General features: G+C 74.7%; 10 protein-coding genes. 3 read left to right on the top strand and 7 right to left on the bottom strand.

The window, feature by feature from the left end; genetic code table 11:
- Positions 1 to 25: 25 nt before the first annotated feature.
- Genes AMK13_RS25220 through AMK13_RS25210 form a run of 3 tightly spaced genes read right to left on the bottom strand, consistent with a single transcriptional unit; the run spans position 26 to position 3,024 of the window.
- Positions 26 to 835 carry an ABC transporter ATP-binding protein gene (locus AMK13_RS25220; RefSeq protein ID WP_074004189.1) on the bottom strand — a complete coding sequence of 270 codons (810 nt, stop codon included), beginning with the start codon at positions 833 to 835 and terminating at the stop codon, positions 26 to 28.
- Positions 832 to 1,920, bottom strand: a complete 1,089-nt coding sequence (locus tag AMK13_RS25215) for a FecCD family ABC transporter permease (protein ID WP_074004188.1) — start codon at positions 1,918 to 1,920, stop codon at positions 832 to 834. The genes AMK13_RS25220 and AMK13_RS25215 overlap by 4 nt, the downstream gene beginning before the upstream one ends.
- Positions 1,921 to 1,923: 3 nt before the next feature.
- The gene (locus AMK13_RS25210; protein ID WP_079272427.1) at positions 1,924 to 3,024 is read right to left on the bottom strand and encodes an ABC transporter substrate-binding protein; all 1,101 of its coding nucleotides are present in this window, start codon (positions 3,022 to 3,024) and stop codon (positions 1,924 to 1,926) included.
- A gap of 259 nt (positions 3,025 to 3,283) precedes the next feature.
- Here AMK13_RS25210 and AMK13_RS25205 point away from each other — a divergent pair, with 259 nt between their 5' ends.
- Positions 3,284 to 4,114, top strand: a complete 831-nt coding sequence (locus AMK13_RS25205; RefSeq protein ID WP_079272426.1) for a helical backbone metal receptor — start codon at positions 3,284 to 3,286, stop codon at positions 4,112 to 4,114.
- A 118-nt stretch (positions 4,115 to 4,232) separates the two neighbouring features.
- Here AMK13_RS25205 and AMK13_RS46040 read toward each other — a convergent pair whose 3' ends face one another.
- The 3 genes from AMK13_RS46040 to AMK13_RS25190 form a co-directional block, all read right to left on the bottom strand.
- Positions 4,233 to 6,551, bottom strand: coding sequence for a hypothetical protein (locus AMK13_RS46040; RefSeq protein ID WP_074004187.1), 2,319 nt, complete (start codon positions 6,549 to 6,551; stop codon positions 4,233 to 4,235).
- A 320-nt stretch (positions 6,552 to 6,871) separates the two neighbouring features.
- Positions 6,872 to 8,458: a lipase maturation factor family protein gene (locus tag AMK13_RS25195; RefSeq protein WP_079272490.1), complete on the bottom strand. Its 1,587-nt coding sequence runs from the start codon at positions 8,456 to 8,458 to the stop codon at positions 6,872 to 6,874.
- Positions 8,459 to 8,761: 303 nt separating this feature from the next.
- The gene (locus tag AMK13_RS25190) at positions 8,762 to 9,835 is read right to left on the bottom strand and encodes a GAF domain-containing protein (protein WP_079272425.1); all 1,074 of its coding nucleotides are present in this window, start codon (positions 9,833 to 9,835) and stop codon (positions 8,762 to 8,764) included.
- Positions 9,836 to 10,302: 467 nt separating this feature from the next.
- On the opposite strand from AMK13_RS25190, the gene AMK13_RS25185 reads away from it, so the two are divergent.
- Both AMK13_RS25185 and AMK13_RS46035 read left to right on the top strand, forming a co-directional pair.
- Entirely contained in the window at positions 10,303 to 11,580 is a 1,278-nt protein-coding gene (locus AMK13_RS25185; RefSeq protein ID WP_063780157.1) for an acyl-CoA dehydrogenase family protein, read from the top strand.
- Positions 11,581 to 12,069: 489 nt separating this feature from the next.
- Positions 12,070 to 13,854 carry a sensor histidine kinase gene (locus tag AMK13_RS46035; RefSeq protein WP_074004186.1) on the top strand — a complete coding sequence of 595 codons (1,785 nt, stop codon included), beginning with the start codon at positions 12,070 to 12,072 and terminating at the stop codon, positions 13,852 to 13,854.
- A gap of 124 nt (positions 13,855 to 13,978) precedes the next feature.
- Here AMK13_RS46035 and AMK13_RS25175 read toward each other — a convergent pair whose 3' ends face one another.
- Positions 13,979 to 14,437 carry a MarR family winged helix-turn-helix transcriptional regulator gene (locus tag AMK13_RS25175; RefSeq protein WP_049660429.1) on the bottom strand — a complete coding sequence of 153 codons (459 nt, stop codon included), beginning with the start codon at positions 14,435 to 14,437 and terminating at the stop codon, positions 13,979 to 13,981.
- Positions 14,438 to 14,440 lie beyond the last annotated feature (3 nt).

Genomic DNA, 14,440 nt, shown 5'->3' with positions numbered 1-14,440 from the left:
CCCCGTACGGGAAGGGACGGAACACCTAGCGCCCCGGCGCGGCGGCCTCCGCCGCCTCCGCCGCCGCCGGGGCGCGGTGGTCGAAGGCGATCAACGGGTCGCCGGTGAGCGGGTGTTCGACCACCGCGGCCCGCACCCCGAAGACCTCGGCCAGCAGCGCGGCGGTCAGCACCTCGCGCGGCGTCCCGGAGGCCACCAGGGCGCCGCGGTGCAGGACGTGCAGCCGGTCGCAGACCGAGGCGGCGGCGTTGAGGTCGTGCAGGGCCACCAGGGTGGTGCGGCGCTGCTCCCGGAGCAGGGCGAGCAGTTCGACCTGGTGCCGGACGTCCAGGTGGTTGGTCGGCTCGTCCAGCACCAGGACGTCCGGCTGCTGGGCGAGCGCCCGGGCCAGCAGCACCCGTTGCCGTTCCCCGCCGGACAGTTGGGCGAACCGGCGGTCGGCGGCCCCGGCCATGCCGACCCGGGCCAGCGCCTCGGCGGTGATCCGGCGGTCCTCGGCGTCGTCGGCCGCGAAGGCCCGCTTGTAGGGCGTGCGGCCCATCGCGACCACCTCGCGGACGCTCAACTCGAAGTCCCCGCCGCGCTCCTGGGGCAGTGCCCCGATGTGCCGGGCGGACTCGGCGGGCCGTAGCTCCGCCAGGTCCCGCCCGGCCAGCAGCACCCGCCCGGCGCTGGGCCGCAGGTGCCGGTAGACGGTGCGCAGCAGGCTGGACTTGCCGCTGCCGTTGGGGCCGACCAGTCCGGCGATCTCCCCCTCCTCGGCGATCAGGTTGGCCCCGGCCAGCACCGTCCGGCCGGCCAGGGCGACACTCAGGTCCTCGACGGCGATCCTCAACTGCGCTCCAGTCGTCGGTCCAGCAGGTAGAGCAGGGTGGGGGCGCCGAGGACGGCGGTGACCACGCCGATCGGCAGTTCCTGGCCGTCCAGGGCGGTGCGGGCCACCGTGTCGACGACGACCAGCAGCAGCGCCCCGGTGAGCGCGGACAGCGGCAGCAGCCGCCGGTGGTCGGCGCCGACCAGCAGCCGGCACACGTGCGGCACCATCAGCCCGACGAAGCCGATCGCCCCGGAGACGGCGACCAGCACCCCGGTGAGCACACTGGTGACGACGAAGACCTCGCGGCGTAGCCGGGCGACGTCCACACCGAGCCCGGCGGCCGTCTCGTCGCCCATCAGCATCGCGTTGAGCCCCCGGGCGCGGGCCTGGAGCAGGGCCAGTCCGAGCGCCACCGCGACGGCCGGGACGGCGAGTTGGGCCCAGACGGCGCCGCCGAGGCTGCCCATCAGCCAGAACAGCACGCCCCTGGTCTGCTGCTCGTCGCGGGTCTGCAGGACCAGGTAGCTGGTGATGCCGCCGAGGAACTGGGCGATGCCGATGCCCGCGAGGACCAGGCGCAGCGGGGAGAAGCCGCCACCGCGCCGGGCCATCAGCCAGACCAGCGAGAACGCGGCGAGCGCGCCGGCGAACGCCGCCAGGGAGACGGTGAGGCCGAGCGCGCTGCCGAAGGAGAGCTGGAGCCCGAGGGTGGTGCCGAGGACGATCGCGGCGACCGCGCCGAGCGAGGCCCCGGAGGAGATGCCGAGCAGGTAGGGGTCGGCGAGCGGGTTGCGGACCAGGGCCTGCACGGCGGTGCCGACCAGGCCGAGCCCGGCGCCCACCACGGCCGCCAACAGAGCACGGGGGACGCGCAGTTGCCAGACGATGAGATCACGGGTGCCTGGCTCCGGGGCCTGACCGGTGAGCCGGCGGGCGACCACCGACCAGACCTCGGCGGCCGGGACGTCCACCGAGCCGAGCGAGACGGCGGCGGTCAGCGCGAGCACCAGGGCGACGACGAGGACGGCGGCCAGCGGCCCGGCCCGCAGGATGCGGGCCGGGCGGACTTCGCCGCGCTCCTTCCGAGCGGTGGCCGACGTCACCGGCTACTGCCCGTTCTTGGCGAGGTCGGGGGCCTTGACGAGGTCAGGGTGGACGGTCGCGGCGATCTGCCGGACGGCGTCGGCGTTGCGCACCCCCGCGATGGTCGTCACCTCGGAGCCGAGCCGGACGAAGTGCCCCTCCTGGACGGCCTTCAGGCCCTGGGTCGCGGGAAAGCCCTTCAGGAAGGCCTCGGCCTCGTCGAAGGCCTTGCGGGTGGCCTCCTCGCTGCCCCGGTTGCGCACGGCCAGCTGGATCCAGTCCGGGTTCTTGGCGACCACGTCCTCCCAGGAGCCGGGCTTGAAGTCGGCGTCGCAGTCGGCGAACACGTTGCGCGCCCCGGCCTGGGTGATCACGGCGTTGGCGACCTGCCGGCCGCAGACCGCCACCGGCTGCTTGGTGCCGGCGTCGAAGTCGAAGACGAAGTAGCTCGGCCGCTGCCCCTCCGGCACGGCGGCGAGCGCGGTGCGGACCTCGCCGAGCTGCTTCTCCATCCCCGCGACCAGCTCCTCCGCCCGCGCGGCCGTGCCGGTGACGGCGCCGAGCCGGCGGACGTCCTCCTCGATCCCGGCCAGGTCGGTGCGCGGCGCCTTGGCGGCCTTCGGCGTCCCGGCGCAGGCGGTGGAGAGCAGGTACACGTGCTGGATGCCGGCCGCCGCGTACTCCTCCTCGCTCGGCCCGGTGGCGCCGCCGCCCATCATCGGCATCGCGCCGAAGGTGTCCACGTAGAGGTCGGCGCCGGAGCCGAGGAGCTTCTCCTTGGGGATGCTCTTGTCCCCGAGCACCGGCACCTTGGCGCCCTGCTCGGCGAGCGCGGCGGGCAGGGTGCCCTTGCCGGGCGGGAAGCCGGTGCCGATCACCCTTTCCCCCGCGCCGAGTCGGAGCAGCAGCTCCAGGCTGGAGGCGTTGCTGGTGACGATCCTGCCGGGCGCCTTGGCAATGGTGGTCTCCTTGCCCGCGCAGTCGGCGACCGTGACGGGGAAACCACCGCCGGCGTCGGGCCGGACGGTGACGGAGGCGCTCGACCCGCCCCCGGTCCCGCTTCCGCAGGCCGTGGCGAACAGGGCGACGGCGGCCGCGATTCCGCAGACGACACGAGGGCGCATGACAACTCTCCTGGTCGGTGATGGTGCTCGGTGACGGTCCGGGTGACCGGGCTCGGCCCTGGCACCGGGTGGTCGTACTGAGGGCCCGTGCTGCGGACCCGGACCAGGTAGTCGGACGGCCCGGGCGATGGGTTCCCGGCGGTTGGTCTCCGGCGATGCGCGGCCGGCAGCGAGTTCCCGGCAGCGGGTCTCCGGTGCCGCGCGCGGCCGGTCGCCGTCCGTACGCCCCCTCGCCGGGGGCCGGACGTAGGCTGACCGGATGGCCGACCCCACCGCCCCGCGCGACGACCTCGACCTCCCCGTCCGGCTCGGACCGCGCCCGCCCCGCCGGGTGGTCTCGCTGGTGCCGTCACTGACCGAGGCGGTCGCCGCCACCGCACCCGGCCTGCTGGTCGGTGCCACCGACTGGTGCAGCCACCCCGCCGACCTGTCCGTCACCCGGATCGGCGGCACCAAGAACCCGGACGTCCCGCGCATCCTCGCGCTCGCGCCCGACCTCGTCCTCGCCAACGACGAGGAGAACCGGCGCCCCGACCTGGACGCGCTGCGGGCGGCCGGCGTCCCGGTCTGGGTCACCGACATCCGCACCCTGGACGACGCCTTCCGCTCCCTGCACCGGCTGCTGACCACCGCCTGCGGGCTGCCCCGGCCCGCCTGGCTGGACGAGGCGGAGGCCGCCTGGGCCTCCGTCGGGAGCGGCGGCGCGCCCCCGGAGGCCGACGGCCCCCGGACCGTCGTCCCGATCTGGCGCCGCCCGTGGATGGTCCTCGGCCGCGACACCTTCGCCGGGGACCTGCTGCGCCGCCTGGGCCTGCGGCTCGTCCACGCCGACCACCCCGAGCGCTACCCGGCCGTTCCACTGCCCGAACTGCTCGCCTGCCAGCCGGAGTTGGTGGTCCTACCGGACGAGCCGTACCGCTTCACCGCCGAGGACGGCCCGGAGGCGTTCCCGGGCACACCGGCGGCACTGGTCAGCGGACGGCACCTGACCTGGTACGGACCGTCGCTGGTGACCGCCCCGGCCGTACTGCGGCACGCCCTCGACCACCCCCTCGGTCCGGGCGGTCCGGGCAGTCCGGACGCCTCGTAGGACGACCGCCCGTGACACCTGGGGACCGGCGTACGTCGCCACAGGGCGCCCCGGAACACGACAGGGCCCGGGACGCGTGCTCGCGTCCCGGGCCCTCGGCCTGTGTGGCCGTACGTCGTCAGCCGCGCGCGGCGGCCACGGCGGCGCCCAGCGCCTCCTTGATCCGGGGGCCGAGACGGGCGAAGCCCAGCTCCTTCATGGCCGCCCGCAGCAGCTCCTCATCGGTCCGCTCGGCACCGTCGCCGTCCACCCACCGCACGACGGCGAGCAGCTCGTCGGCGGAGTAAGCGGTCACGGGGCGGCCGGGCGTGAAGTCCGGCTTCGCGGGACGGGCGTCGGCCTCGGGCTCGGCGGCGGGCGCCTCGACGGCGGCGACGGGCTCGGGCTCGGCCTCGGGCTCGGGCTCGACGGCGGGCTCCTCGGCGACGGCCTCGGGCTCGACGGCGGGCTCCTCGGGCTCGGCCACCGGCTCCGCCACCTCTTCGGCCACAGCCTCGGCCTCGGCGACGGGCTCCTCGACAACGCTCTCGGGCTCGGCCTCAACCACAGCCTCGGGCTCGGCCTCAACCACAGCCTCGGCCTCGGCCTCAACCACAGCCTCGGCCTCGGCCTCGACGGCAGTCACGGCGGCCGGCTCCTCGACGGCGGGCTCCGCCACAACGGCCTCGGCCTCGACCACAGGCTCGACCTCGGCCTCGACCGTAGCCTCAGCGACGACCGCCTCGACCTCAACCGCAGGCTCATCAGCCTCCACGACCGACGCCTCGACAGCGGGCTCCACCGCAACGGCCTCGGGCTCGGCCACAACCTCGGCGTCGACGGCAATCTCAGCGGCCTCGACAACCGGCTCCTCGACCGCGACCTCGACCGCGGTCTCCTTGACCTCGACGACCTCGGCGACCAGGGCAGCCTCCGGCTCCGTGTCCGCCGTCGTCTCGTCCGCGGCCGCGGCCTCGGCCAGGGCGGCGGTCGCGGCGGCCACCAGGTCGTCGGCTGCCGGGGAGGGCGCCGGGAGGGAGACCACAGCGGCCGGGGTCTCCTCCTCAGCCTGCGCCGCCGCCGGCTCGTCGTCAGCGGCAACCGCGTCCGACGCCGGTTCGGCCTCGATCTCGACCTCGGCCTCGGCCTTGGTCTCGGTCTCTTCCTTGGTCTCGGCCTCAGCCTCGGCCACCGCAGTCGCAGTCGCCGCAGCGGTCTCCTCGGCGTCCTCCACCGGAGCCGTCACCGCGGCCGGGGCCTCTTCCACGAGCCCGTCCCGCTGTCCGCCGGCCAGCGCCTGCAGGGCAGCCGCCTCGGCGTCGGCCCGGTCGGTCGGCTCCTCGGTCCCGGGCTCCTCGACCGCAGCCTCCTCCGTACCGGTCGCACCGTCGATGTCGACAGCGGCATCGGCATCGGCCTCGGCATCGGCCTCGACCACAGCACCGGCAGCGTCGTCGGCACCCGGCTCCTCGACCGGCGCCGCCTCGACAGCAGCGGCGCTCTTCTCCGCCAGCCCGTCCCGCTGCCCGCTCGCCAGCGCCTGGCGGGCCGTGTACGCGGCCTCGGCGGCGCGGCGGTCGGCCTTGGCGGTGGCGAGTTCGGCGAGCAGGTCGGCGAGGCCGGCCTCCTCGAGTCCGGCGCGCAGGCCGCGGATGGTGGGCAGGCGGTAGAGGGTGCCCTCGTCGGCGGCGAGGCGCTCGACCAGGTCGATCAGCTCGGCGAAGGGCAGCCCGTCGAGGTCGTGGTCGGGCAGCAGGCGGGCGAGGCCGCGCAGGCCGGTGTTGATCGTCTCGAAGGCCTGGGCGGTGCGGTCGACCAGGGCGCCGTCGGTGGGCACGCGCGGGAGGGTGCCGGCCGGGGCGAGCGCGGCCCAGGCGCGGCGCTCGATCTCGGCGGAGGTGAGGGCCTCGTGCAGGTCCTCGCGGCGGATGCGGCGGTCGGTGGCGAGCGCGACGGCCTGCTTGCGCAGCGAGCGGCCGCGCAGCCAGGAGAGCTTGACGCCGTTCTCGCGGCGCCAGGTGCTGTCGGCGGTGGCGGCGGCGAGGGCGCCGAGGTCGGCGTCGTACGCGGCGGGGAAGAGGGCCGCGGAGGTGCGGTGCACCCGCTGGAGCATCTCGACCAGCAGCGCGGTCTTGGCGACGGTGTCGGGCTCGTCCAGCTTGGTGTCGGCGGCGAGGGAGAGGACGGCCTCCCAGGTCTGCTGGAGGTCGCTGCCGCGCAGTTCGGCGAGGGCCGTGGAGGCCGCGCGGGCGTCCTCGGGGGTGGCGACGGTGTCGACGGCCGCGTACCAGGCGTGGGTCTCGGCGGTGAGCGTGAAGGCCCCGAGCTCGGCGTAGCGGCCGAGGTCCTCGCGGAGGTCGGGCTCCGCGGCGGCGTCCTGGGGGTCCTTGACGTCTGCGGCGTCGGCGACGTCCGCCGGGTCGGCTGCGTCGGCGTTGCGCGAGTGAAGCACTGTCATGTGAGGTCCGGTTCTGGGCGTCGACGGCGGGGCTGGCGGCGAGGGGGCGGCGGACCGGGTGCGCGGGGTCGCCCCTGGGGCGGGGCTAGGGGGCGCGCGGTCGGGCTGCCGGTGTGGACGCCCAGAATACGGGTGCCCGTTCGAGCCTTGCACGCACCCACCGCCCGGACGGGCGGGTGTCGTGTGCCATACCGCCCGCCTGGCCGCCACTCGGGCGGTCCGACCGGGTGGTCCGGCGCCGCTCCGGAGCTGGTCCGGAAGTGGCCCGGCATTGGTCCGGACGGGTGTCTCCGCTGCTCACGGCTCCACACCGCCGGCCCTCATCCCGCGTCCTCCCGCCGCTCTCCGCCGGAGGGCCCGGGCCGCCTGTCCGGCCGCATGTCCCGTCGCCTGCCGGGCCGACGGAACCGCTCCAGCGGCACCTCCCGTACGCCGCGTCCCCGTGCCGGCCCCCGTCGGCCGAGCGGCGGCCGGTACCCGGCCCGGCCGACGGCGTGCAGATCGACCGGAGCGAGGTACTCGCCGAGCGCGGTGCGGTGCCACCACGCGCCGGTTTCCCGCAGTTCGCGCCAATCGGTGAACCGGTAGAGGTAGAGGGTCGCCCGGACGTGGGTCGGCGGAGCGTCCGGGAACGGGTTGTGGCGCAGCAGGCGCAGGGTGGCCCGGTCGCCGGACAGCAGGCGGGTGACGAAGGGCAGGAACCAGGGGCGGGCGTAGGCGGGCGAGATGCCGGCGAACCACATCAGCCAGTCGAGCCGCAGGTGGTAGGGCGCGAACTGGCGCGGGAGTCGGCGGACATCGCCCGGCTTGCCCTTGAAGCCGTACTCGCGCCAGACGGTGTGCGGGGTGAGCACGGCCTCGTCGGTGCCCTCGACCACCACCTCCTGGCGGAGCCGGTTGACGCTGCCGAAGGCGCCGTAGGTGTTGACGAGGTGGAGCCGGTTGAAGGAGCGGTTCATGGCCTGGGCGCGGGAGAGCATGTTGCGCACCGGCCAGTAGCTGAGCACCACGACGATGGTGGTCAACGCGATCACGAGCGCCTCGTACCAGAGCGGCGCGCCGGGGTACGCGCGGGCGTGGACGGGCAGGCCCAGGCGGGCCGGCTGAACGGCGGCGAGGACGAGGACGATGGTCAGCCAGTTGAGCCAGGCGAAGTTGCCGGAGGCGACCAGCCAGAACTGGGTAACGAGGACGGCGCAGGCCGCGTAGCTCGCGATCGGCTGCGGCAGCAGCAGACCCACCGGTACGACGAGTTGGACGAAATGATTGGCGGCGGCCTCCACTCGGTGGACCGGGGCGGGCAGGTGGTGGAAGAACCAGCTGAGCGGTCCGGGCATCGGTTGGGTCTCGTGATGGAACCGGAGACAGGTCAGGTCCCGCCAGCAGCTGTCGCCGCGCAGCTTGATCAGTCCGGCGCCGAACTCGACCCGGAAGACCAGCCAACGCATCAACCACAGCACCAGGGTGGGCGGGGCGGTGTCGGCGTTGCCCAGGAACGCCGCGAGGAAGCCGGCTTCGAGCAGCAGGGACTCCCAGCCGAAGGAGTACCAGGTCTGCCCGACGTTGACGATGGAGAGGTAGAGGACCCAGAGCACCGCCCACAGCAGGACGGACGCCCAGAGCGGGACGGCGTCGGCGAGCCCGCCCACCACCGCGGCGGCGAGGGCGGCGCCGCTCCAGGCGACGGCGGCGAAGAACCGGTCGCTGTAGTGGAGGTGGAACAGGCCGGGGGATCGGCGGAACGGGACCCGGGCGGTGAACCGGGGCACCGGCAGCATGCCGTCGGCGCCGATCAGGGCGCGGAACTGCGCGGCGGCGGCCAGGAATCCGATCAGGTAGAGGGCGGCGAGCAGGCGTTGGACGAGCAGCCGGCTCAGCCAGTAGTCGGGGGCGGCGAACCAGTCCATGCGGCCCATGCCTACCACCCGGCACCCCGGGCGCGGGCCCGGTCGGGGCGGCGGAGCGGGGACGGTTCACCCGCTCGGCCCGGCGGAATCCCGGGGGGATCCCGCGGGCATCCCGGCGAACTCCCGATACCGGACGGCACCGGACGGCACCGGACGATCTCGGACGGCACCGGACGATCTCGGACGGGCCCGGGCGGTACCGCGCCGACACCATCGGCACCGCACCGACACCGTGGCGGGGTCCTCTCCACGGGGGTGAGAGGCGCCCCGCCACGGCGGTGGGCGGTCCGCACCGGCCGGGGTTCAGCCGGGCAGGACGGGACCGGCCTCGCCCGCGATGGCCGAGCGTCCGGGCACGGAGCCGCCGCTCTGCTGGAGCCGGTCGACGAGCAGGGCGGCCAGCGTGCCGAGCTCCTCCTCGGTGCGGGACTGGGCGGTGATGTCCATACCGACGGTGAGGACGCCGTTGATCCGGCCGGTGAGCGCGGCCCGCAGCGGGGTGCAGGTGAAGCTGAAGACCTGCCGGCCGCGCTGGGCGTCCGGGCGGGCGGCCTGCATCCGGACGTTGTCGAGGACGGCGGTGCGACCGGTGCGGTACGCCTCCACGACGGTCTGTTCGAGGCCCGCCGCGCCGAGCTGCGGGTACGCGGCGCCGATCGTCCCGTACGCCGTCGGCGCGCCGAAGGTGTCGGCGTGCTGGGCGTTGGCGTAGCGGATCTCCTGGCCCGGACCCTCGGTGAGCAGGATGGGGTACGGCGAGCCGTCGAAGGCGGCGAACATCTCCTGGCGCTGGGCGAGCAGGCTGTCGCGCAGCCGGATCTCGGAGAGCAGCGCCTCGGCGAGGTGCTGGATGTCGCGCAGCCGCTCGCGCCCCCACTGCCGGGGTTCCCGGTCGAGCACGCAGACGGTGCCGATGACGGTGTTGGTGTCGTCGACGAGCGGGGCGCCGAGGTAGGCGCGGACGCCGAGTTCGTCCACCACCGGGTTCCCCGCGAACCGGGGGTAGGCGAGGATGTCGTCGAGGGCGAGGGGGGAGCGCTGGGCGACCACGTGCGGGCAGAAGCCGTGGCTCAGCGGCATCTCGCGGGTGGGAAGGTCGAAGGCGATGCCGCGTTCCGCCCAGGACGATCCGTCCTCGGCCGCGGCGTCGGCCGAACTTGGCGGAATGTAGAGCCCCCGGAACATCTGGCGTTCGTCGTTGATGAAGTTGACCATCGCGATGGGAGCGCGCGTGATACTGGCTGCCAGGTGGGCGAAGCGGTCGAAGGCCTCGTCCGCGGACGGGTCGTTGAGCCCAAGGCCGCGCAGCCTGCGGGTTCGCGCGGACTCCCCGGAGGCACCCGGGAACTGGCCTTGAGTGCTCATCACATCTGTCATGGCGCACATGTAACCAGACATCAGAACGCCCGGGCGGGTCCGATCGACCGTTCTTCAGTCCTGCCGATGTCCTTCCGGAGTCCTTCCGGCGCCCGGCCGGAGCCGCACCGGAGCCTTGCCGATGGCTCGTCAAAACCGCATGTGGACGACCGGTCGACGGACCGTCACGGAAGCGAAGATCGATTCCCGCCCGGCACCCGGACGAAACCCCTCCCGACGGGGACGGGCCGAATCGCGCCAATCCAAGATCGACTCTGGGATGCCCCGGTACCCCATACAACAATGAGCCCTGCCGAAGACACGGACGGTTCCCGTCACCGGGACACCGCCCGGTGACGCATGCGCCGATCGCACCGGGGCGACCGGCCGACACCCCCGCACACCCACCGCCCCCCGTAGGGGTCGCCGGAGCGGCATCGACGGCACGGACGGAGGCACGGCACCACACGTATCGAGAGGACCGGAGCATGGCGATGGACTACTTCACCGACGACCGTCACGAGGGCCTTCGCGCCGAGGTCCGTGACTTCGCGGAGAAGGAGGTGCGTCCGCGGGTGGCCAGGATGGAGGCCGAGCGGACGATCGAGGTCGAGCTGGCCAGGGAGATCGCCCGGCAGGGCTGGATCGGCGTGACGATTCCCCGGGAGTTCGGCGGCCTCGGGCTGGGGCACGTCGCCAAGACCGTGATCATCGAGGAGCTGGCCCGGGTCAGCGGGGCCGCGGGCTCGATCGCGCAGGCCTCCCAGCTGGGCGTGGCCAAGGTCCTCCACTACGGCTCCCAGGCCCAACGCCGCACGTGGCTGCCGAAGTTCGCCTCCGGAGAGTGCCTGCCGACCATCGCCGTCACCGAGCCGGAGTCCGGCGGGCACGTGCTCGGGATGACCGGCACCGCGGTCCGCGACGGCGACGAGTACGTGCTCAACGGCCGCAAGTGGTTCGTCGGCAACTCCCACATCGGGGACGTGCACGGCGTGGTGCTGCGCACCGGCCAGGGCAGCCGGGGCCTGTCCGCCTTCCTGGTCGAGAGCGACCGCCCCGGGTTCCGGACCGGCTCCCCCGGCTCCCAGAGCGGGCTGCACGGCTTCAGCTTCGGCGAGATCATCCTGGAGGACTGCCGCATCCCGGCCGGAAACCGGCTCGGCCGGGAGGGGCGGGGACTGGACGTCGCCTACTCCTCCTCCACCCTCTACGGCCGGATCAACCTCGCCGCCGTCGCACTCGGCATCCACACCGCGATCGTCGAGGACACCGTCCGGTTCGCCGAGGGGCGCGTCCTGTACGGCCGGCCGATCAACCAACTCCCGAACATCATGCTCAAGTTGGGTGAGATGCAGTCCCGGCTGATGACCGCCAGGCTCGCCGCCTACCACGCCTCCCACCTGCTCGACCACGGCCGCGCCTGCGACGCCGAGCTGATGAACGCCAAGCTCATCAACACCGAGTACGCGCTGGACTCCGCGCGCAACGCCATGGAGATCCACGCCGCCCGCGGCCTCCAGCCCGAGTTCCGTATCGAGCGCTACCTGCGGGACGCCACCCACGTCTACCCGCCGGCCGGCACCTCGGACGTCCAGCGGCTGCGGCTCGGACAGTTCGCCTCGGGCACCTACGGCAAGCAGTGGTCGGCGGAGCTGTCCGAGCTGACCAGCTGGCCCTGGAGCGAACTCGCCGCCCAGCGGGAGGCCCACGTGGAGAAGCCGCCAGGCCTGGGCGGACGGGTGCTGCCGATGCCGCTGGCAGGCTGAGATCCCGCCCGCCGCGGCGCGACTTGACCTGTTCCTGCCGCATCCTTCCCGTGGCCGTCCCCGACCTCCGAGGACCGTCGGCCCGACCGGGCCGAGGGCCGTGAGCTGCGGCTTCGCGCCGGCGGAGCGTCCGGCGCGGGCACCATCGCGAGGCCATCGGCCTTGTGCGCAGAGCCAGTTGATATTGCGCCGACCGCACCACGGGCTGATAGCGTTCCGTGCCGTCGGCGGCCGTGCTGCACCCCGCCGGACCGGTGACACCACGTCACCGGCTCCGACGGATCCCGGCCCCGGCTCCCTGCGACCCGGCCGCGCCGTACGGGTCGGCCCGCCGCTCGGACCCACCGGTCCGAACCGGCGCGCCGGTCCCGCGGCCAGGCCCCACGACCCGGTTCCAGGACCGGGTTCCACGACCCGGCCCCGCGGTCGGGTTCGACGGCCGGGTTCCACGACCCGGCCCCGCGACTCGGCCCTGCAGCAAGGAATCAGATGCCAGGCATACCGGCCCCCCGCACCGGCCACCGCGCCGGGCGGTCCGGCTCGCTCCGCAGCCCGCTCCTCGCCGCCGTGCTGGTCCCCAGCCTGGGCCTCGCCGCCGCCTGGGGCTACGCCGCCTACCTGCTGCGCGACTCCGGCCAGCGCACCGCGCTGCTGGCCGGCAGCGCGGTCGTCGCCGCGGTGGTGCTGATCAGCCTGGTCCGCGGCATCCGGACCGCCTGGGCACTGTCCGCGCGGCTGTCCGAACTGCGGGCCGACACCATGGCGCTCGCCGAGCAGGAGATCCCCGAGGTGGTCGGACGGCTGCGCGCCGGGGAGCAGGTGCCCGCCCCGGCCGCCTGGACACCCTCCCGACGGACCGGCGACGACGTCCAGCAGGCCTCGGAGGGCCTCGCCGCCGTCCGGCAGGCCGCGGTCGCCGCCATCGTCCACCAGGCCCAGGGCCGCGAGGGGACGAAGAAGGTCTTCCTCAACATCGCCCGGCGCACCCAGATCCTGATCCACCGGCAGATCAGCATGCTGGACGCGCTGGAACGCGAGCACGAGGACCCGGAACTGCTGCGCGAACTGTTCGCGGTCGACCACCTGGCCACCCGGATGCGGCGCAACGCCGAGAACCTCGTCATCCTCGGCGGCGACCTCCCCGCCCGGCGCTGGCGCAACGCCGTACCCGTGGTCAACGTGCTGCGCAGCGCCGTCTCGGAGACCGAGAGCTACTCCCGGGTCGTCGTCCGGGGCGTACCGCGCGTCTCGCTCGGCGGGCAGGCCGTCGCCGACGTCATCCACCTGGTCGCCGAACTGATCGAGAACGGCACCACCTTCTCCCCGCCGTACACCCAGGTGCAGATCTCCGCGAAGGAGGTGCCCGAGGGCCTGGCGGTCGAGGTCGAGGACCGCGGACTCGGCATGACCGAGACGGAGTACCAGCGCCTCAACGCGTACCTGGCCGACCCGCCCGACCTGGACGTCTCCGCGCTCGGCGACGACCTGCGGCTCGGCCTGTTCGTCGTCGCCCACCTGGCCGCCCGGCACGACGTCCGGGTCACCCTGCACCCGTCCCCGTACGGCGGCACCCGGGCCGCGGTGCTGGTGCCCTCGGCGCTGCTGGAGCAGGCGGCGCAGTCGGCCGCGGTGTCCGGGCTGCCCTCGGGGGCCCGGATCACCCGGGCTCCCGTGACCGACGTGGGGGCAGGGGCCGGAGCGGGGGCGGACGCTGGGGCGGGGGCGGGGGTCGGGGGCGGCTCCGCGTCCGAAGCCCTCGGGCAGGAGCCGCCGGGTGCGACGGCCGCAGGGCACGGCGGGCTGCCGGGCGGGAGCCAGGCGGGCCCGGGACCGTTCGGCGCCCCGGGGGCCCCGGCCGTCCCCTACGGCGCGGACGGCGCCGGGGCGGCTGCCGGGACGGGTGCCGCCGGGGTCGGCGGTGCCGAGGCGCCCGCCAACGGAGGCCTGGCCGTCGGCGCCGAGATCCCCGGACTCCCCGGCGCCGTGGTCGTGCCCCGGCCCGTGCTGCCGCGCATGTACGACCTGTCGGGCAGCCCCGCGGTGGACCAGCGCCGCCCGGCACCACGGCCCGACGACGGCTCGGACGGTGCGCCGCACGCCCAAGCGGCCGTACCGCAACGGGCCCGGGACGCCGGCCCGGCCGGGCAACTCGGCCCGGCGACGCCCGTGTACGGGGCGCAACACCCCGCGCCGTCCGCCCCTTCCGCCCCTTCCGCCCCGCAGCGGGCCTCTGCGGACTCCCCCACCGTCCGGGAGGCCGAGGAGTGGCGGTGACGCTGCTTCGACCTGCGCTTCGACCGCTCGGCGCTGGGCGAGGTCAAGGTGCTGCCGGACGATCCGGGCCGGGCGGACCGCTTCCGTGGGCGGCCCGCCTCGGTCTCAGCCGTCGGTGCGGGGCTCAGGCGTTGGCGTGGACCGGGTGGAGTTCGGCGAGCGACCCGACCAGCGGGGCCAGCTCCGGGACCTCGGTGGCCTCGGCCAGCGTCGCCTCCAGGGCGGCGTCGTGCACCGGGCGAGCCGCCGTCAGCAGGTCGCGGCCCTCGGGCGTCAGCTCGGTGTAGATGCCGCGCCGGTCGTCCGCGCAGAGGAACCGGCCGAGCAGGCCCCGGTCCTCCAGGCGGCTCACCAGTCGGGTGGTCGCACTGCTGCTCAGCGCCGCCGCGCGGGCCAGCTGCTGCATCCGCATGTGCCAGCCGTCCTGGCGGGAGAGCGCCTCCAGCACCGTGTACTCGACCACCGAGAGCTTGAACTCGGCCTGGAGCGCCTTCTCCAGCGCGGTGTCGATCATGCCGTGCAGCGCGGCGAGCGTCCGCCAGCCGCGGGCCCGGATCTCGGCCGCATCGTCGCGGATTCCCATGAC

Source organism: Streptomyces sp. CB02056 (assembly GCF_001905545.1).
Taxonomy (GTDB): Bacteria; Actinomycetota; Actinomycetes; order Streptomycetales; family Streptomycetaceae; genus Kitasatospora.
The sequence above is the reverse complement of the archived record's forward strand: the minus strand, read 5'-3'. Positions and strand labels throughout refer to the sequence as shown.